The following is a 17,947-nucleotide window of genomic DNA, read 5'->3' on the forward strand; positions in this document are numbered from 1 at the left end:
GCGCCTTAGAACAGGAGCACCGGCCGCATGGCGTGCTCGATGGCCGCCTTCGGCACCGGGCCGAAGTAGCGGCTGTCGTAGCTGCCACGGTTTTCGTTGGCGATCAGCCAGTAGGTGTCAGGCGGGACGGTGAAGGTGCCACGGGCGACCGGCTCCAGGCGCGCGCCGTAGCGGTCTTGGTAGACGGTCTTGGTGTTCGCCAGCGCCTGGCCGTTGATGATGACGGCCTCGGCCGTCAGCGTCACGGTGTCGCCCGGCACGGCGGCGACGTGCTTGAGCAAGGGGGCCACCCCGCCCGGACACGTTCCGTCCGGGAAATAGTGCCGCTCGATGGCCGTCCGCATGGTCGGCGCGTCGAGTGGCACGCAGGCGGACACGTAGCCGCCCTTATGCACCTGGTCGGTGACTTGGTAGAGGCCCAGGGGCAGCGATTTGGTGGTGTTGATGCGCAGGCCGAAGCCCAGGCCGGCAACGAGGCCGGCCACGGTCAGCAGGACACCAGGCAGCGCGGTCAGCAGCAGCGCGCGTCGGGTCAGTTTCATCGTCGTCGTCTCCCAATGGTCAAGAGTGATATAAATGTATCACGCCATGACCACGCCGGCAATGTGTCAGGCGATGAAGCCGTCATTGCTGTCACCACCGGCCGGGCCGTCGTCGCCAGTCTGCGGCGGCACGTCGTCGTCGCCGGGCGGCACGTCGTCGGCCGACAGCTTCATGCCCTCGGCGTCGATCTTGTTGTGCAGCTCGATCATGAGTTCCTTGCGGCTGCGCTTGGACTTGTCCTTGGCCTCCCACTCGCGGGTGCGCGTGCGGCCCTCGATGTAGATGGCGTCGCCCTTGGTGTAAATCTTGGCGATCTTCTCGGCATCGTCGCGGTAGGCCACGCAGTTGTGCCACTCGGTTTCCTTGTGCCACTGGTTGCTGGCCCTGTCCTTCCAGGAATGGGCCGTGGCGACGCGCAGCTCGATCACGGCCTGGCCGTTGGGCATGTAGCGCAGCTCCGGGCTGTTGCCGATGAAGCCGGCGATGGTTTGACGGTTGATGTACTTCATGGTGAAACCTCCTTAGCGGTCGATTGAGGGATGGGATTGGGCTACTTCGTCGAGCACGTCGGCCATGCCGGCGTACAGGTCGTCGGCGGGGTCTGCCTTCTTGGTGCGGCCGCCGCTGCCGGAAGCCTTGGCGACAGGCTTCTCTGCGGCGTCGGCCTGGTCGTCACCAGCAGGCGCGACGTTGAGCACGTCGTCGAACATGCTGAACACGTCATCGTCGTCCTCGATGTTGGCCGACAGGGCCTTGAGGTCGGCCAGCAGGTCGTCGCCGCTGGCCGTACCGGCGCTGCTGGCTTCCTCGGCATTGGTGACAGGCCCGGCGGCCGCGGTGGCCACGTTTGTCGCCACGTCGGCCGGCTCGGCTTCGGCCTGGTCGTCTGCCGGGGGCATGCTGTCGAACGCTTCCAGCGGCGGCGCATCGTCGTCCTGGTCGGCAGCGGCCGGTGCAGGCTCTGACAGCTCGGCCGGCGCGTACTCGATGACATCCACGCCAGGGTCGGACAGCTCGGCCGGTGCCGGCTCCAGTGCGGCCGGCACCGCCTCGGCCGCTGCATAGCTGGCGGCCACGGCCGGCACCACGGGCGCGCTCGGCGTCTCGGGCACCACGCCAGGCGCGTCGAGCTTCGGCGCGGCCTGCGGCTGCGCTGCCGGCGCGCTGGCCGGCGCGGCGGGGGTTGCGGGCTGGGTCTGCGTCACTACGGCCGGCGCGACGTGGAGCTGGTCGCTTGCGGCCGGCGCGGTGAGCTTCGCGCGCTGGCTGAAAGTCGGGTCTTGGAAGTAGAGGATCTGCTTGCCGTAGATCGGCGCGTGGCCGGCCACGAAGATGAGCATGTCGCCGGCCTCCAGCACGTTGCCGCCCGCGTCCTTCTTGGCGGCCGGCAGGCGCATCACTTCGTCGGGCGTCAGCAGGGCGCGCTGGACTTCCTGCACGGATGTCGAGACGTTCGACAGCATGGGCGTCAGGCGGTCGCCGCTGTAGCTGTTCTGCGCCTTGATGATGGTCGTGGTGCCCGTCATCTTGGACAGCAGCTCGGCGGTCTGAATCTTGTTCGGCGCGTAGGCGATGCGGACGTGGCAGTTCGAGAAAATCGTCTCGTTGCGGCCGTAGGCTTTGTCGGAGCAAAGCTGCTCGTAGTCCTGCACGATCAGGTATGCCTTCATGCCGTAGCCGGCGATGAAGGCAAGGGCCTCTTCAAAGATGTCGAGCTTGCCCAGGCTGGGGAACTCGTCGATCAGCAGCAGCAGGCGGTGCTTGTAGCCGGCGACGCTGCGGCCGTCCTTGAACTCCATTGATTCGGTGAGCGAGCGCACGATCTGGTTGATGACCAGGCGCACCAGCGGCTTGAGGCGGTCTTTGTCGCTGGGCGGCACGACCAGGTACAGCGACACCGGGTTATCGGCGTTCATCAGGTCGCGCACACGGAATTCGCTGTAGGCCGTGTTGCGGGCCACCACGGGGTCGCGGTACAGCGTGAGGAAGCTCATCGCGGTCGAGAGCACGCCCGACATTTCGTTCTCGGACTTGTTGAGCATGTCGCGGGCCGACGCGGTGACGACGGGGTGCGCGCCCGTGGCCTTGCCGGTGGGGTCGCGCCATCCGCGTGCCAGCGCCGGGTCATGCTCGGTGTTGAGCATGTAGTTCAGCGTCTCGTCGATGGAGCGCGACGGGTCGGAGAGGAAGTTAGCGACGCCGGCCAGGGTCTTGTCCGGCTCGGCGTACAGGACATGCAGCACCGCGCCGACCAGCAGCGCGTGGCCGGTCTTGGCCCAATGGTCGTTCAAGCCCTTGCCGTCCGGGTCAACGATCATCGTGACGATGTTCTGAACGTCGGATACCTCCTTATCCGTTCCCAGGCGGATTTCCTGGAGCGGGTTGAACTTGACGCTGGAACCATCCGTGGCGGTCGGCTCCAGCTTCAAGCACGTTTGCCCGATGGACTTGCGGAAGCCCGCCGTCAGCGCCCAGTTCTCGCCCTTGATGTCGTACACCAGGACGCTCGCCGGCCAGCTCAAGAGGGTCGGCAGCACAAGGCCGACACCCTTACCGGAACGGGTCGGGGCGAAGGCCATGACGTGTTCCGGGCCGTCGTGCCGCAGGTAGTTGATGTCGCCGTTCGGGGCCTTCCACGCTCCGACGTACACGCCTTTGCCAGTGCCCAGCAGGCCGGTCGCTTTCAGTTCGTCCTGGCTGGCCCAATGCGCGGAACCGTGCAAGTGTTCATTGCCGCCGCCCAGGTTCTTGGTGCGCCGGTAGTTGAGGTAGCCGGCCACCAGCACGCCGATAAGCACCGAGCCGGTGACGAAATAGTAGACGTGCGACAGGACGCTTTTCAGGTAAGCGTCCTCGACAGTGCCGTACTTCCATCCCCATTCGACCCAGCCGAAGGGCTGGTAGATGGGGAAGCTGCCCAGGTGGGCCACGGGTGCGCCCAGGGCGGGCTGGAAAGCAAGACGCCACGCGAGGTATTGCGTGGCGATGCTGCTGACGATGACGATGAGAACCAGCCCGAGCAGCACGGCCCCCCACATCACGCCGGAGAGGTTCGGCGGCTTCGTTGGCAGCTTGTAAAGCGGGTTCTGGAGGTTCTGGTTTTTTGCCATGCTCGGTTTCCTTTTCCCGCCGCCGCGCGGGGCGGCGGCGGTGCGGCTGGTTAGCGGTTGACGCCCAGGCTAGGCCCCTGGCCCTGGTCGCGGCCTTGTGTCCGCGTCAGCTCCACGGCGGTCGCCCGCTGGTTGGCGTACTTGACCTGCACCGACTGGCCCTTGTGGTACTCGCCGGACAGGTTGCCCTTGTCGTGAATGACAAATGTGTTCGCGCCCAGGCGCTGGCCCACATGCTTGTCGGTGATGACGACGACCTGGCCCTTGTAGTCACCCTTGTCCAGATTCGGGTCGTAGACCTTTGAGCCTTGCCCGAACTCCTTGAGGATGATGCTGCGCGCCTGAAAGAAGGATTGCCTCGGGTCGGTGTCGGCACGGCCCTGGTCGGGCGCACGCTCGCCGCTCTTATCCTGGGCCTGGCCGCGCTGCTGTTGCCGGTCTTGGCTCGGGTCGTTGACGTAGACGCGGCCCTTGGAGTAGGTCAGGTTGACGTTCTGCCCGACCTCAACATCCTTGTTGACGTTGACCTTCTCGTGGACGATCACCGTCTTGTCGTTCAGGCGTTGCAGGATGTGCGAGCCGGTTTCCGCGATCACGGTGCCGGTGTAGCTGGAGAACCCATTGTTCTCTCGCGCCATGTACATCTTCGCGTCCTTGCCCATGTGCGCGTTCTTGAGCGCGGTCAGCTCGTTCGCCACGGGTTCGCCTGCGCCGGCCTTCTCCGGGCCTTTCTCGCGGCCCTGCTGGTCGCGGCTTTGTGCCTGGCCTTCGCTGCTGGGTTCGCGGCCATCGGCCGCCCTGCCCTGCCCCTCGCGGCGCGGCTCGCGCGGCTGCTCCGGGCCGATCAGGACGTTTTCCTTGCCGTACTCGATGGTGAGCCGCTTGCCGGTTTCCAGCGATTCACCCAGCGGGTGGAGCGCGGATTGATGCTGCGTGCCCTGGAGCTTCGCCAGGTCGTGGACGATGACGCTCTTGCCGTTCAAGTCCTGCACGGCATGGGTGCCGTCGATGTGAACGATGCGGCCCGAGTAGCGGCCGTCCTCGCGCGCGGCATAGGTCTTGATTTCCGGGTAGGCAGGCTCCGACCGCACCCTGTCCGCGCCCGCATCCAGCACGCGCAACACCTGGGCCTCATGCGCCGGGATGTTGTTCTCCTGGATGAAGGATTCGACGGCCGGACGGCCGCCGAAGCTGATGCGGTCAAGGTTCGGGGTCACGACCTCGACGCCGGCCATGCCCGGCTGGTCGTTGTAGACCATGCGGTGGCCCGGCATGGATTCCATCGGGATGCCGCCGATGAAGTCGCGCGTTTTGCGCTGCTCCTTCTCGGCGCTGCGGCGCTGGCTCTCTTCCGGGCTGATGCCGTATTCGTTGTGCAGCGCCTCGCCCTTGAGGATGCCCTTCTCGCCCTCGGCCTGGATGATGGCCTTGGCGTTCTTGTCGCCCACGGTGTCGGCCAGGCTGTCCGCGTCCAGCTTGTCGAACTTGGCGACGACCTTGCTGCCGCTGTAGAACGCGGCGGTGTAGGTCGGGTCGCCGGCCTCGGGCGTGTGACGGGTGAAGCGGATGGAATTCGCTTCCTGGTCGTCAATGCGGGTCTTACCCGTCTCTGCTTGAACTCCTACGGTTTGGTTTGCTTCGGGCATGTCATGCCTCCTTAAAAAAACGCCGCTAGTCCGTACCCGGACATCCCGGCCAATGCCTGGGCGTCATCCCAGGCTCCGCTTGCGCGTGTGGCCGGAACTGACCCGGCCACGATTCCGGCGACGCGCAGCGCCGGAAAAAAGGCCGGCATGGGCCGGCCTTCGGTCTTAGCCTCCACCGCCTCCCATGTCGCCGCACGACACGTTCAGCACGTTCCAGAACTTGCCGTTCTTGGTCATGTCGTTCTGCGTGTAGACCTTGCGGATGTGGTCGGCAGGAATGCGCGGGTTCGCCTCGGCGTGGTAGTTGGCTACCAGGAACTCGCTTTGCTTGTCGAGCACGCCGTAGCCGGCCCACAGCTCGACCTGGCCGGCACCGGCCAGCGAGCACACGAACTGCTTATCGAGCACGACGAAACTGCGGGTGTTGGTGGTGATGGCGGCATCGACGCCGGCAGGCTCATACAGGCCGCCCTGCCAGCCCAGCCACTGGCCGCTGGCCGTGTACATCACGATGTCCTGGCCGTTGCGACGCGCGCCGATGAAGTAGGAACCCGGCCGGCCGGCGTCCGCGCCGTTGGCCTGGATATAGACGGTGACGCGCTCCCCGATGGGGGCCTGGTCGCCGCCGCACTCGCCATAAGGGGAGACGTAGCCGCCAGGGCAGACGTACTCCTTCTTGGCGGAAGCTCCCGCATGCGCCTGGCTGGTCAATCCAGCCAGGGCGAGCAACGCGGTCAACATATAACGCAAACGCATAAGCACTCCTTCTTTCAGTGTGTCAACGAGATGGGCCGCGCGGCCTGTCTTTACCCCGTGTCGGCGTGCGCTCGGCCGTTTGTCGCGGTGCGACTTCCAAGCCTTCGCGCTCCGGCGCAGGGCGCACCTTGCCGCGTTCCAGCAGCTCCTGCCCGGCTGCTCTGACGGCTCGCTGGTACTGGCCCAGCCAGCCGCCAAAGCCGGATTCCTCCGGTAGCCGGCCCGTGCTGCTGACGGTGCGCATCGCCTCGCCGGCCAAGTGGCGCGGGTCTTTCAGGAGAGCGTCGGCTGCGCCCAGGTGTTTGAAGCGGATAGCCAGCTTCTCCTTCCCGTCCTTTGGGTCGGTGAAGTTGTCGGCCGTGATGACCACGAAATGGCCGACCTTCAACCCCTCCCCGCGCGCCTGCTGTGCCTGGCGAGACTGATACAAATAATGCACTTTACCATCAATCCCCTCAACCAGCATGTACGGCGCATCGCGCGCTTCGTCGATGCCGGTGGCGATCAGGCGGCCCGCCACGCGGCGGGCCTGGCGCATATCAGTCGCCTGGAGCTGCAAGCGCGGGTCGGACAGCAGCTTGCGGTTTTGGTACATCGTCTTGAGCCGGTCATTGCTCACCTGGACGTTGCGCAAGGCGTGCTCGAAGTGGCCGGGCAGTCGCCAGGCCATCGGGCCGGTGCGCTCGGCCATGCCCATTTTTTCGAGATAGGCCAGGCGGCGAATCTGGCGCACGCGCAGTTCGCGCATCTGGCCGTTCTTCGGAATAGGGTCGCCGTAGCTGATCGTGGCGGCCCCGTCCGGCTGGCGTGCTGCCTTCTTGAGAATCATGCGGTCAAGGTCGGTGTACCGCTGCTGCTGCACCTGGCGGTCTAGCGCCTCTTCCATCTGCTGGTCGGTGCGAACCCCGATTTGCTGTGTTGCCGCTTCCTGGGCGCGCTGCCGCAGGGTGGTCTTGACATAGCTGGGGTCGATGCGCAGCTCGTGCCCGTTGCGGTCACGGCCGCGCAGGGCGATGTGGACGTGCGGGTGGTCAGTGTTGTAGTGGGCGGCCGCGCACCACTCCAGCGGCACGCCTAAATCGCGCTCCAGCTTGTCCATGTAGTCCCTGGTGAGCTGGCGCATGTCCATCTTGTCCCCGAACTCGGGGGACAGGATGAGCTTGAACACGCGAGGGTCTGCGGACTTCTGCCAGGCGTCGAGCGTTTCGACCAGCGGGATGTCGCCCGTAGCGCCGAAACCCAGCGTCTCCGAACTTAGCCGCCCTGCCCCTCGGCCAGTTGCTGCGCCCGCTCCAGGTTTGCCATAACTTCCCCGTCGCAGTGCGTCAGCTCGTTCGGCTCCTCCGTGCTCCACGTCACCAGGTGCATCACCCGGCAATAGCACTTCACCCCGGCCGGGGAAGTGAACCACACCGACCCCGGACAGGCTTCGCAAACCGTTGAGGGTTTTGGCCTCCGGCTTGCCTCCAATCTCTGCAAGGTAGGACTGGCGTAGGGTTCTAGCCCAGCCAGCTCGGGGAACTGCTCGGTCATATCGGTCATCGTCGCGCTCCTTCTCGTTGGTAAGGCCCTCGGCCTCTCGTTCGATGTCATCGGGCGACTTCTCCAGCTCGTCGCCCAGGGTTGCAGATTCGCGGGCGATGTACCGGCCATGCGCCGCCCATTGCCCGTCGCCTTTGTTCGCCGCATAGGTCATGCGGACATTGCACCGCTGCATCAGGTGGGTCGCACCCGTGCGCCCAGCACCGCGCCCCGGCTTCCCGCCGCGCGCTTTTCCCCTGGCGTGAGCGGCAGGGCGGTTGCCTGTCCGCATCAAGGCGCTGACGCGCTTGATGAGGTTCGACGTGGCGCGCACGTCGTTGGCCTTCTTTCCGCCTCGCACCTTGAGGGTGATCTTGTAGCGGTCGTTGTCGGATTCAGCCATTCATCGCGGCCCCAAATTTCCGCGCGCGGAAATTTCCGTCATCCATCCAAGCCAGCCGAATCCAGCGCAACCGTGATGCTGGACAGCGAGCCACCGACCTGCATGGCGTCGGCGATGGCGCGAACCAGCTTCTCCCAGCGTTCCATCGCCTGCGCCTTGGACACCGGCCGCGCGTCCTCCGGGACGGGCGGGGTGTGCATGTAGTACGACTTGATGAACAGCTCTTGCACGGTCATGAGCACCTGCATTTCGTTCCGCATGCGGCGCACCTCCCGGTGCATGGATTTGAAGCTACCGGCCTGGCGCTTCTCGAAATCGACCAGCAGGCGGTGGAACTCATCGCCCTTGATGTACTGCCGCGTCGCCTCGCGGAACAGGTCGGGCACAGACCAGCCGCGCGCCTTGGCGGCCTCTTCGATCTGCGCCTGAAAGTCATCGTCACAGCGGACGCCGTACTGCTTGCCCATGTGTGGTTTGCCTTCAAAGTGGGTTAGGCGGTATCGCCAGATACCCAAAATACTACCTACGATACCGCAAAAAAGCAAGCACAGGCTTGCACTTGCGGGTAAAATATGACATCATCGCTACCGTTCTTTATGTTCCACTACTGAGGGTTGGCGATTGTGGCTTGGTGGTTTCCGACAAGCGCCAACCGAGTTGCTTGGGGCTGGATTTCCGCGCGCGGAAATCCAGCGACTTCGGGGTTTCCGGTTTTCAGGGAGTTGCGATGAACAGACAGACGCGAGCGGCTGGCGTGAAGAGCCGCACCGGGCACGGTGCGGTGGGCAGTGATCCTGTCGTGCTGCGCATCGACAGGGGCGGCAAAGGCCGGGCTTTGCCCGAGCCTTTGCCGGTGGTCATGGGTCTGTTCAGGGCCACAGGCGCGGCCCCTGGAAGGGATGCCTGACCGGCTACGATGCCCGGTCAGTTCAGGGGAAGGGAAGAACTAGAACGATGAGAATTTCCGCGCGCGGAAATTTCAGAGGGCAGGGGGCTTATCCGCGCCGCCCCGACGGGGCGGGAAAATTAAGTCAGGCCCCGGCCTTTGGCACGCTCGGCGGCCTTGGCGATGGTGCGGTCGATGTAATCGCGCTGCCGGGCCTCGCTGCCTTTGTGCGTCAGGTCGCGGGTGCGAAGCGCCTGCTCGATGGCCCCTGCCCCGACGCCCTTGGACAGCGCGTAAGTCGCGTAGGCCAGGTCGGCGCGGTGGTCATCGCTGCCGTAGGCCGGATTGCGGCGGAAGTCGTCGATGGTCTTGAGCGAGCGGCCGGCCTGGGGCTGGACGGGCGCGGCCTGCTCGTACTGCTTGCGCCGGGCCTGCTCATCCGCCAGGCGCTGGTCGTGCTGTTGGCGCACGCCGTCGATGAACTCGGCGGCGTGGCCGTAGACCTGGCCGCTGGCACCGTGCAGGCGCACGAATGGGAACAGCCCGTTCGGCTGACGGTGCTTGTCCTTGCAGTTGGTGAAGCCAGCCAGGCGGCCGAAGTGCCGCCAGTCGGCAGAGCCGGGGTCGCCACCGTAGCGCGTCGCCAGCTCACGCGCGGCCTCGGTGGAAATGGCTGTGGGCAGCTTCTCGGTGCCCGAGTGCTTGACCCACGCCTGGAAGTTGCGCGGGCTGGTTTCGGTGAGCACGGCGGGCGTGAAGCCGTCGCGCTCCATCTGCTTGACCGCCTGCGCGGTCAAGTCATCCACCAGGGTAAGGCCATGCTCGCCGTGCGGGCGGATGTAGATGTGGTTGCCCTGCATGTTCTGGTGTTTGAGGTAGGGAACCGACCGCAGGACGGTTTCCTTGTCCCAGGTCTTGATAAGCATGCGCTCGGCCTTGGCGTCGAAAACGCCGACCTCGAACACGTCACAGCCCATTGCCTCGACCTGCCGCGTGACGGCTTCGGTGGTGATGTCTCTTCGTTGCATTGCAGCTCCCATTGCTTGCTCGTGTATGATGGAGTGTGATATAAATGTATCACGCCGAGCTTAGGACGGTCAAAACGTATGTCAAAACATGAAACCAGAAAGCGGCTTGAGGAAAAACTGACGCGCGAGTGCGGCAGTGTTTTCATGCAAGCCCTGCGTGACCCCGCAGTCATTGAAATCATGCTCAACCCGGACGGCAAGCTATGGCTTGACAAGGCCGGCGAGGGCATGATTTTCACCGGATACGAAATGCCCCGGTCAGTCGCCGAAAGCATGCTAGGCACTTGCGCAAGCATGCTGGAGACGGCCATCACGGCCGACAACCCGATTCTTGAGGGTGAGTTTCCGCTTGACGGCTCCCGCCTCGAAGGGCTGTATCCCCCTATCGTTACCGGCCCGGCCTTCGCCATCCGCAAGAAGGCCACCAAGATTTTCACCCTGGACGAGTACAAGGCGCGCGGCATCATCCGCCCGCTGAACCGCGAGCTGCTGGCAAGCATCAGCGCCCGCCATGTCGAGGACACCATCCTTTTCGATCACCCCGTGGACGCGCTGCGCGCAGCCATCAGGTCGCGCAAGAACGTCCTGGTGGTCGGCGGCACGGGGTCGGGCAAGACGACGCTCTCCAATGGGCTGCTTGCCGAGTTTCCCGTCATCTGCCCCGGCGACCGGGTGGTGACGATTGAGGACACCCGCGAACTTCAAGTCGCGGTTGAAAACATCGTCTCTTTGCGCACGTCGGAGACGGTGAGCATGCAGCGTCTGCTGCGGGCCACGATGCGCCTGCGGCCTGACCGAATCATTGTTGGCGAAGTTAGAGGAGGAGAAGCCCTTGCGTTATTGAAAGCCTGGAACACCGGCCACCCTGGAGGGGTGGCAACTCTGCACGCGGATTCGGCCTACGGCGGGCTGATTCGTCTCGAACAGCTCATTGAAGAGAACGCAGGCATCACGGCCAATCCCAAGATGATCGCGGAAGCGGTCGGCCTGATTGTGTTCATTGAGCGTGTCAATGCCGAACCCGGCCGCATGGTCACGGAAATCGTCAAGGTCAACGGCTTCCATGACGGCCACTACCAACTTGAACCCGTCACTCACATTAAGGAGTTACTACATGAAATCGCTTAACACCCGCAAGGTCGTCAACGTCGCCTTGATGGCTGGCCTGGCCCTGCTGGCTTGCAAGTCGGCTATGGCCGGCACCGGGCCTGACATGCCCTGGGATTCCGGCCTCGACAAGCTGGTGAAGAACCTGACCGGCAAGACCGCCCTGGCCATCGGCGTGCTTGCCATGTTCGCCGCCGCCGCCGCACTCGTGTTCGGCGGAGAAATGTCCGAGTTCACGCGCCGCATCATCCTGATGATTCTGGCCGTGGCCCTGATGGTGTCGGGCGCGTCGCTGCTCAACATCTTCTTCGGCATCTCGGGTGCGCTGATTCCTCTGGTGGCCTGAGATATGGACGAACCACGCCGTATCCCTATCCACCGGAGTCTGAACCGCCCGAACCTGTTGCTTGGCGGCGACCGCGAGCTGGTCTTGATGACCATGCTTTGCGCCGCGATGGTCGGCTTTACTGCCTCGTCGCTGCTGCAATTGGGTATCGGCGTGGTGTTGTGGCTGGCCGTGCATGCCGGCCTGGTGCAAATGGCGAAGTCCGACCCGAACATGCGCGACGTGTACGTGCGCCATGTGAAGTACCGGCCCTTCTACTCCGCGCGCACCGGGCTGGACAGCAAGCCGCTCCAAGCTCCTGAATGGAAAGACTGACATGCTGAACCTTCGTGAATACCGAAACACGGTGCGCGGCCTGCCCGACGTGCTGAATTTCGCGTTAGAGCCGGAGGACGGAATCATCCAGACAAAGAGCGGTGGCTTGCTCGCATGCTGGTACTTCCGAGGTCGTGATACGGGCAGCTCGACGCACGCCGAGCTGGCCTCTATCTCAACCAGGCTCAACGCGATTCTGTGCCTGCTGGGCGAAGGCTGGATGCTCCATGCGGACGCCATCCGACGCCCAGCGAACAACTACCCCGAGCGGGGTTCCTTCCCCGACCGCACGACGTTGATAATCGACGAAGAGCGGCGACAGCAGTTCAAGCTGGAAGGCGCGCATTACGAAACCTTCTACGGTCTGACACTGACCTATCACCCGCCAAAGAAAGTTCGGCAGCGGGTGGCCGACTTCATGTACGAAGGCGGCAACCACACGGGCGAGGGCCTGGCCGACCGCATCCTTGCGCAATTCCGCAAGACCATCGACGACTTCGAGAGCGTATTCAGCGGCCTTTTCCCGGCTCGCCGGATGCGGGGCATCAAGGGCGTCGATGACTTCGGCCGGGAATACGTGATGGATGAACAGCTCCAGTACCTGGAGTATTGCGTCAGCGGCCAGCAGCGGCCGGTGCGCTTGCCATCCATTCCCATGTACTTGGACGCCGTTATCGGCGGCCATGAGTTCGTCGGCGGCAATGAGCCGAAGGTGGGCGACAAGTGGATTAAGGTCGTTGCCCTGGACGGCTTCGCCCAGGAGAGCTACCCCGGCATTCTCAACACCCTGGATGACCTGGCGGTGGAATACCGTTGGTCTACCCGGTTCATCTTCTATGAACCGTACCGGGCCAAGAAGATGCTTGACAGCATCCGCAAAAAGTGGTCGCAAAAGCAGCGCGGGCTGAAAGACCAGGTGCTGAACACCTCGAAAGGCCCGGTTGACCTCGACGCCCTCGCCATGACGGCGGACGTTGAGGCCGCCATGAGCGAAGCCGAAAGCAACCTGGTCAAGTTCGGCAATTACACGTCGGTCGTCGTGCTCATGAACGATGACTATGACGTGGTGCAAGAGGACGCGCGCAAGGTCGTCAAGGCCATCATGAACGCCGGCTACGGCGCTCGTGTGGAAGGGCCGAACGCGGTGGAAGCCTACCTTGGCTCCATCCCCGGCCATCATCGCCAGAACGTGCGGCGGCCGCTACTGCACACATTGAACCTGTCCGACATGCTGCCCATTACGTCGATTTGGGCCGGCCTGGAGCACAACCCCTGCGACTTCTACCCGAAGAACTCGCCGGCACTGTGCTATGCGGCCACGACGGGTTCGACACCCTTTCGGGTGAACCTGCACGTCGGCGACGTGGGCCACACGCTCTTGCTCGGCAAGACGGGCGGCGGTAAATCCACGGCGCTGACCTTCAAGATGGCCCAGCACTTCCGGTATCCGCGCGCCCAGGTGTTTGCCTTCGACAAGGGCTATTCGGCCTTCGTGCTGACGAAGGCGGCCGGTGGCGATCACTACGACATCGGCGGCGAGCATTCCCAGCTCGCGTTTTGTCCGCTGGGCGGGATGAAGCATGAAAGCGACGTGACATGGGGCGTGGGCTGGGTCGAAGACCTTTTGCGCTTCCAGGGCCTGGATGTCGGCTCGACTGTCACCAAGACCATCACCCAGGCCGTGCAACAACACGCGAACGCGGAGATTCACGAGGGCGCAATTCCTTCGCTGACGAACTTCGTGGCCCGCGTGCAAAGCACCGAGCTGCGCACGGCCCTGGAGCCGTACACCATCGCAGGCACGATGGGCCACTTGCTCGACGCCGAGACGGACGGGCTGCGCTACGGGCGCTTTCAGACCTTCGAGCTGGAACACCTCTTGGACATGGGCGAGAAGAACTACGCGCCCGTGTTGCTCTACCTGTTCCGGCAGATAGAAAAGCGTCTGACGGGTGCGCCGACCCTGGTGCCGATTGACGAAGCCTGGATGGCCTTGATGGTCGAAATGTTCCGCGACAAGGTGGCCGACTGGCTGCGTACTTGGCGGAAGAAGAACGCGGCCATCATCTTGGCGACGCAGAACATTTCGGATGCCCTCAATAGCCCGCTGCGCGACGTGCTGCTGGCGAACTGCCCGACGAAGATTCTGCTGCCGAATCCCGATGCCAACACGTCCACGTTCCTGTCGATCTACCGCGACATCGGGCTGAACGAGCGGGAAATCGACATCCTGGCGAACGCCACGGAGAAGCGGCAGTACTACTACACCTCGCCGCTGGGGCGTCGGCTCTACAGCTACGGGTTCGGCCAGGTCGCGCTTTCGTTCATCGGCGCGAGCGGCCAGGACGACATCAAGCTGGCTCGCCAGTTGATGAACTCGCACGGGGAGACGTGGCCGGCCGAATGGCTGCGGCATCGCGGCCTCGGCGAGTGGTCGGACTACTGGATGAACGTTCAATAACGTGATACATTTATATCACTCTTAAAGGAGTAAGGAACCATGCGCAAGTTTGTCAGTGCTGTTGTTGTCGTCTCGATGCTCACCGGCCCGCTGGCCGTGGCACCGGCCCACGCCTCCGGCGCGGTGGCCGGGGCGACCGAAATCACGCAGATCGCCAATAACGTCGAGCTGGTCACGTCGGTGGCCCAGCAGGCGCAGCAGCTCTCCTACGACATCAAGTCGTATCTGGAGATCGTCGAGCAGTACAAGAACATGGTCACGAACACGCTCAACATCCCGAACCAGATTTGGTCGAACGTGCAGAACGACCTGAGTTCGCTGGCGTCGGTGGTGAAGCAGGGCCAGGCCCTGGCGTACTCGGCCGAGAACATCGGCGACCTGTTCAAGCAAAAGTACCCCGGCTTCAAGAAAACCGACGACTTCAAGGCCGACTATCGCAAGTGGTCGGCGACGGTGATGGATTCGATCAAGGGCAGCCTCCAGGCTGCGAACTTGCAATCCAGCCAGTTCGCCACCGAAGAGGGCACCCTGGCACAGCTCCGCTCGATGTCGGCGAGCAACCAGGGCCGCCTGCAAGCCATCCAGACGGGCAACCAGATCGCCGTCGAGACGGCGACGCAGATGCAGAAGCTGCGCAGCCTGATGATGGCCCAAATGCAGGCGCAGAACGCCTACATGGCCGCCCAGGAACAGAAGGATTCCACCCGCAAGGCCGGGGCGGAAGCCATCATGCCGTCGAAGAAGGCCGGTGACGGCAAGACCTACGAAGGCTTTAAGGGAGGCTCCCTGTAATGCGCCGCAACGCCATCCGTTACACGGTGGCGGCCTTGTTGGTCGGGCTTCTGGCTGCTTGCGGCCAGAAACCCGACGAGGGCAAGCCGGCCCCGGAGAGCAAGCCCGATTCATCGGGCTTCACGGTTCCAGACAAAGAGCTGGGCCTCGACTACTACCGCGCCAATTTCGACCAGGTGCAGCCGACCATTGACTGGTGCCGTGGCAACGGCCCCGACAAGCGCACGGCCGCGCAAGACCGGAATTGCAAGGCTGCATCGCACGCCAAGATGGCCCCCAAGAAACCGGGCAGCGAGGCGAAGCAGTACGAAGGCTTCAAGGGGGGCACGCTTAAATGACGTCGTTCAGTACCCATAGACGCGCGGCGCTCTGGCTGCTCGCTATTGCATTTGTTCTTTTCGCTGCGGACGCGGCTTATGCCGACGTGTTGACCGACATCGGCAAGGGTTATCAAACCGAGTCGGCCAAATGGTTTCCGAAGCTCCTGGTCATCGCCAAGTCGCTTTTCTGGAAGCTCGCGGCGATTGAATTTGCCTGGGCCTCGATTCTGTGGGTGCTGAAAAACCAGGAAATGCAGTCGTTCACGGCTGCGGTCGTGCAGAAGCTCATCGGCATCGGGTTCTTCTATGCCCTGTTGCAGAACGCCGACTACTGGATTCCCGCCATCGTGAACAGCCTGGCCAAGTCGGGCAACGAAGCGACCGGCCTGCCGGCGCTCACGCCGTCCGAGGTGTTCGACCTGGGCATCGACACAGCCGTGACGATGTTGGACGGCATCCAGAAACTGAGCCTGTGGGATGACTTTGCCACCATCGTCATCGCCGGCCTGGCTGCGCTCGCCATCGTGATTTCGTTCCTGGTCATCGCAGGGCAAATGTTGATCGCGCTGATCGAGAGCTACATCGCCATCAGCGGCGGCGTGCTGTTCCTGGGCTTCGGCGGCTCGCGCTGGACGGTCGAGTTCACGCAGAAGTACATCAGCTACGCCTTCGCCACGGGCATCAAGCTGTTCATGCTCTACCTCATCATCGGCGTTGGCACGGCCCAGGCCAAGACCTGGGCGGCACTGCTGGCGACGACGGACTGGAACAACATTTTCACGGTGATGGGCGGCTCCATCCTGCTTGCCTTCCTGGGCTTCCAGATTCCGAACATGGCAGCGGCCATGCTGTCCGGTGCGCCTTCTTTGACGGCGGGCGCAGCAGCGGCCACGGCGGGCACGCTCGCGGCCGGCACGGTCGCAGCAGGCGCTACCGCCATTTCTCCGGCGATGCAGTCCGCCAGGGGCGGCATGCAGGCGCTGAAGGCGGGGTATGACCATCACCGTGCCGGTGGTGGTGGCGTGCTATCGAGCGCCCTCAAGGCGGTCGGCACGTCCACCGTGGATATGGGCCGCGAAGCCGGCCGCAGTGCCGGCGAAGCCGTGGGCCTTGCCAAGCCTACGGCGTCCGAGCGTTCTACCGTGGGCGGCCGCGCGGCCGAGCGCCGCGAGGGCATGACCGCCCAGCTCCAAGAAGAGCGCGCGGCGATGGCCGACGCGGGCGGCATGAGCAAAAGCGGCGAAAGCAACCCAGGCGGCACGGGCACGTCGGCCGAAGGCGACAGCGCCAAGAACAACAGCGCGGGCAACAAGAGCACGTCGGCCGCGCCAGTGGTTCCCCCGCCTGCGACGCCCTCCGGCGCTGCTGGTGGGGCCGTAGGTGGGCTTGGCGGGGCCTCCGCGCCCCTAGGCGGCAATCCGCAGGTTGTCGATGACTACGGCAACGTGGTCGCGCCGCCTGCGGCCAAGATCGCGGAGAGCAACGCGGGCGGGGCCGGTACTTCGGCCACGAACGCGGCCGCCGCGAACACCAGCGCGGGCAACACCTCGGCCACTGGCTCGGGTGCAGCTCCTGCCGGCAGCTCGGGAAGTGCTCCGGCGCAAACGATGGCCGCCGCCACGCCGGAAGCCCAGCGCCAGGTCGTCGATGACTACGGCAATGTCGTGTCGCCGCCCTCGGCGAAGATCGCCGAGAGCAACGCGGGCGGGGCCGGCACGTCGGCCGCGAACACGTCGGCGATGAACACCAGCGCGGGTAACACGTCGGCTACGAACCCGTCAGCGCCGTCTGGTGGTGGGTCATCCGCCCCCGCCCCAGGGGCGGGACAAAGCGGCCCGGCCTCGGGCCGCGACAAGACGCCATTCCAGGATTTGCAGCATGTCAGGCCGCCGCAGATTCCGAGTGACGCCGCGCCGCAGGCCGGCGTGAATATCCGCCTCTCGCATTCCGAAGATTAACCGCCTCGTATAAGGAGAATTGCCTTGAAATTCGGCAAAGCCAAAGCTCGGCCCAAGGATGATACAAACGTATCAGCCGACGTGCCGCAGAAACCCAAAGACCCCTATGTTCTGGCTCGTGAAGAGTGGAACGACCGCTATGGCGATTACATCGCCAGCGCCAAGAATTGGCGCTCGGTCGCCATCATCACCAGCTTGGTCGCCCTGGTGTCGGTAGGCGGCCTCGCCTACGTCGGCGCGCAGGACAAGTACATCCCCTACATCGTCGAAGTGGACAAGCTGGGCCAGGCGGCCAATGTGGGCTACGCCTCCCAGGCGTCGCCGGTCGATCAACGCATCTTCAAGGCGTTCCTGGTGCGCTTCCTGTCGGACTTCCGCAGCGTGACGCCTGACGCGGTTGCGCAGAAGGCCGCGCTCGACCGCCTGTACTCGATGGTGCCGACCGGCTCGCCGGCCTTGGAGAAGATCAACACCTTCTACAAGGACAACTCGCCGTTCATGGTGGCGCAAAGCCAAACGGTCGCGCTGGAAATCAACTCGGTGCTGCCTATCTCCGGCCAAACCTGGCAAATGGAATGGACGGAGACGAAGCGCAACCTGTCCGGCCAGATTCAGAGCCGGATTCGCTACAAGGCTTCGCTGACGGTCGCCTTGAATCCTCCGCAGAACGAAGGGCTGATGCTGGTGAATCCGCTCGGCCTCTTCGTGATGGATTTGAACTGGTCGCAGCAACTTTAATTTCGAGGATTTGAGAC

17 protein-coding genes are annotated in these 17,947 nt (G+C 64.0%); 9 read left to right on the top strand and 8 right to left on the bottom strand.

What is annotated here, in order from left to right:
- Nucleotides 1-5: 5 nt before the first annotated feature.
- The 7 genes from traF to YS110_22600 all read right to left on the bottom strand — a co-directional run bounded on the left by traF (nucleotide 6) and on the right by YS110_22600 (nucleotide 8,446).
- A complete protein-coding gene (gene traF, locus YS110_22570) occupies nucleotides 6-542 on the bottom strand; it encodes a conjugative transfer signal peptidase TraF (GenBank protein UJB67613.1) in 537 nt (178 codons plus the stop codon).
- Between the two features lie 66 nt (nucleotides 543-608).
- Nucleotides 609-1,052 (bottom strand): single-stranded DNA-binding protein, encoded by a 444-nt coding sequence (locus tag YS110_22575; GenBank protein ID UJB67614.1) that lies wholly within the window; start codon nucleotides 1,050-1,052, stop codon nucleotides 609-611.
- Between the two features lie 12 nt (nucleotides 1,053-1,064).
- Entirely contained in the window at nucleotides 1,065-3,581 is a 2,517-nt protein-coding gene (gene traG / locus YS110_22580; protein ID UJB67631.1) for an IncP-type conjugal transfer protein TraG, read from the bottom strand.
- A gap of 122 nt (nucleotides 3,582-3,703) precedes the next feature.
- On the bottom strand, nucleotides 3,704-5,299 hold the full coding sequence (locus tag YS110_22585) for a hypothetical protein (GenBank protein UJB67615.1): 1,596 nt from the start codon (nucleotides 5,297-5,299) through the stop codon (nucleotides 3,704-3,706).
- A 165-nt stretch (nucleotides 5,300-5,464) separates the two neighbouring features.
- Nucleotides 5,465-6,055, bottom strand: coding sequence for a hypothetical protein (locus tag YS110_22590; protein UJB67616.1), 591 nt, complete (start codon nucleotides 6,053-6,055; stop codon nucleotides 5,465-5,467).
- Between the two features lie 22 nt (nucleotides 6,056-6,077).
- The gene (locus tag YS110_22595; protein ID UJB67617.1) at nucleotides 6,078-7,979 is read right to left on the bottom strand and encodes a DUF3363 domain-containing protein; all 1,902 of its coding nucleotides are present in this window, start codon (nucleotides 7,977-7,979) and stop codon (nucleotides 6,078-6,080) included.
- Nucleotides 7,980-8,017: 38 nt separating this feature from the next.
- Nucleotides 8,018-8,446, bottom strand: a complete 429-nt coding sequence (locus YS110_22600) for a CopG family transcriptional regulator (protein UJB67618.1) — start codon at nucleotides 8,444-8,446, stop codon at nucleotides 8,018-8,020.
- 86 nt (nucleotides 8,447-8,532) lie between these two features.
- Between YS110_22600 and YS110_22605 the strand changes: the two genes are divergently transcribed.
- Entirely contained in the window at nucleotides 8,533-8,886 is a 354-nt protein-coding gene (locus tag YS110_22605) for a hypothetical protein (GenBank protein ID UJB67619.1), read from the top strand.
- Between the two features lie 119 nt (nucleotides 8,887-9,005).
- Here YS110_22605 and YS110_22610 read toward each other — a convergent pair whose 3' ends face one another.
- Entirely contained in the window at nucleotides 9,006-9,893 is an 888-nt protein-coding gene (locus YS110_22610; protein UJB67620.1) for a hypothetical protein, read from the bottom strand.
- 78 nt (nucleotides 9,894-9,971) lie between these two features.
- Between YS110_22610 and tadA the strand changes: the two genes are divergently transcribed.
- From tadA to YS110_22650, 8 genes are read left to right on the top strand one after another with little or no spacing between them, the layout of a single operon-like run.
- Nucleotides 9,972-11,021: a Flp pilus assembly complex ATPase component TadA gene (gene tadA / locus YS110_22615; GenBank protein UJB67621.1), complete on the top strand. Its 1,050-nt coding sequence runs from the start codon at nucleotides 9,972-9,974 to the stop codon at nucleotides 11,019-11,021.
- Nucleotides 11,008-11,346 carry a TrbC/VirB2 family protein gene (locus YS110_22620; GenBank protein ID UJB67622.1) on the top strand — a complete coding sequence of 113 codons (339 nt, stop codon included), beginning with the start codon at nucleotides 11,008-11,010 and terminating at the stop codon, nucleotides 11,344-11,346. The genes tadA and YS110_22620 overlap by 14 nt, the downstream gene beginning before the upstream one ends.
- A gap of 3 nt (nucleotides 11,347-11,349) precedes the next feature.
- Nucleotides 11,350-11,661 carry a VirB3 family type IV secretion system protein gene (locus YS110_22625; GenBank protein UJB67623.1) on the top strand — a complete coding sequence of 104 codons (312 nt, stop codon included), beginning with the start codon at nucleotides 11,350-11,352 and terminating at the stop codon, nucleotides 11,659-11,661.
- A 1-nt stretch (nucleotide 11,662) separates the two neighbouring features.
- Nucleotides 11,663-14,122: a conjugal transfer protein TrbE gene (locus YS110_22630; GenBank protein ID UJB67624.1), complete on the top strand. Its 2,460-nt coding sequence runs from the start codon at nucleotides 11,663-11,665 to the stop codon at nucleotides 14,120-14,122.
- A 39-nt stretch (nucleotides 14,123-14,161) separates the two neighbouring features.
- Nucleotides 14,162-14,914 (top strand): P-type conjugative transfer protein TrbJ, encoded by a 753-nt coding sequence (gene trbJ, locus YS110_22635; protein UJB67625.1) that lies wholly within the window; start codon nucleotides 14,162-14,164, stop codon nucleotides 14,912-14,914.
- A complete protein-coding gene (locus YS110_22640; protein UJB67626.1) occupies nucleotides 14,914-15,252 on the top strand; it encodes a hypothetical protein in 339 nt (112 codons plus the stop codon). Before trbJ ends, YS110_22640 begins: the two co-directional genes overlap by 1 nt.
- A complete protein-coding gene (gene trbL, locus YS110_22645; GenBank protein ID UJB67627.1) occupies nucleotides 15,249-17,192 on the top strand; it encodes a P-type conjugative transfer protein TrbL in 1,944 nt (647 codons plus the stop codon). Before YS110_22640 ends, trbL begins: the two co-directional genes overlap by 4 nt.
- 24 nt (nucleotides 17,193-17,216) lie before the next feature.
- Nucleotides 17,217-17,930 (top strand): conjugal transfer protein TrbF, encoded by a 714-nt coding sequence (locus YS110_22650; GenBank protein UJB67628.1) that lies wholly within the window; start codon nucleotides 17,217-17,219, stop codon nucleotides 17,928-17,930.
- The last annotated feature ends 17 nt before the right edge of the window (nucleotides 17,931-17,947 follow it).

It is taken from the genome of Acidovorax sp. YS12 (genome assembly GCA_021496925.1).
Taxonomy (GTDB): domain Bacteria; phylum Pseudomonadota; class Gammaproteobacteria; order Burkholderiales; family Burkholderiaceae_C; genus Paenacidovorax.

Excerpts from the sequence above, each read along its gene's own strand:
- traF (UJB67613.1), bottom strand. The coding sequence starts at position 542 with ATGAAACTGACCCGACGCGCGCTGCTGCTGACCGCGCTGCCTGGTGTC.
- YS110_22575 (UJB67614.1), bottom strand. The coding sequence starts at position 1,052 with ATGAAGTACATCAACCGTCAAACCATCGCCGGCTTCATCGGCAACAGC.
- traG (UJB67631.1), bottom strand. The coding sequence starts at position 3,581 with ATGTGGGGGGCCGTGCTGCTCGGGCTGGTTCTCATCGTCATCGTCAGC.
- YS110_22585 (UJB67615.1), bottom strand. The coding sequence starts at position 5,299 with ATGCCCGAAGCAAACCAAACCGTAGGAGTTCAAGCAGAGACGGGTAAG.
- YS110_22590 (UJB67616.1), bottom strand. The coding sequence starts at position 6,055 with ATGCGTTTGCGTTATATGTTGACCGCGTTGCTCGCCCTGGCTGGATTG.
- YS110_22595 (UJB67617.1), bottom strand. The coding sequence starts at position 7,979 with ATGGCTGAATCCGACAACGACCGCTACAAGATCACCCTCAAGGTGCGA.
- YS110_22600 (UJB67618.1), bottom strand. The coding sequence starts at position 8,446 with ATGGGCAAGCAGTACGGCGTCCGCTGTGACGATGACTTTCAGGCGCAG.
- YS110_22610 (UJB67620.1), bottom strand. The coding sequence starts at position 9,893 with ATGCAACGAAGAGACATCACCACCGAAGCCGTCACGCGGCAGGTCGAG.
- tadA (UJB67621.1), top strand. The coding sequence starts at position 9,972 with ATGTCAAAACATGAAACCAGAAAGCGGCTTGAGGAAAAACTGACGCGC.
- YS110_22620 (UJB67622.1), top strand. The coding sequence starts at position 11,008 with ATGAAATCGCTTAACACCCGCAAGGTCGTCAACGTCGCCTTGATGGCT.
- YS110_22625 (UJB67623.1), top strand. The coding sequence starts at position 11,350 with ATGGACGAACCACGCCGTATCCCTATCCACCGGAGTCTGAACCGCCCG.
- YS110_22630 (UJB67624.1), top strand. The coding sequence starts at position 11,663 with ATGCTGAACCTTCGTGAATACCGAAACACGGTGCGCGGCCTGCCCGAC.
- trbJ (UJB67625.1), top strand. The coding sequence starts at position 14,162 with ATGCGCAAGTTTGTCAGTGCTGTTGTTGTCGTCTCGATGCTCACCGGC.
- YS110_22640 (UJB67626.1), top strand. The coding sequence starts at position 14,914 with ATGCGCCGCAACGCCATCCGTTACACGGTGGCGGCCTTGTTGGTCGGG.
- trbL (UJB67627.1), top strand. The coding sequence starts at position 15,249 with ATGACGTCGTTCAGTACCCATAGACGCGCGGCGCTCTGGCTGCTCGCT.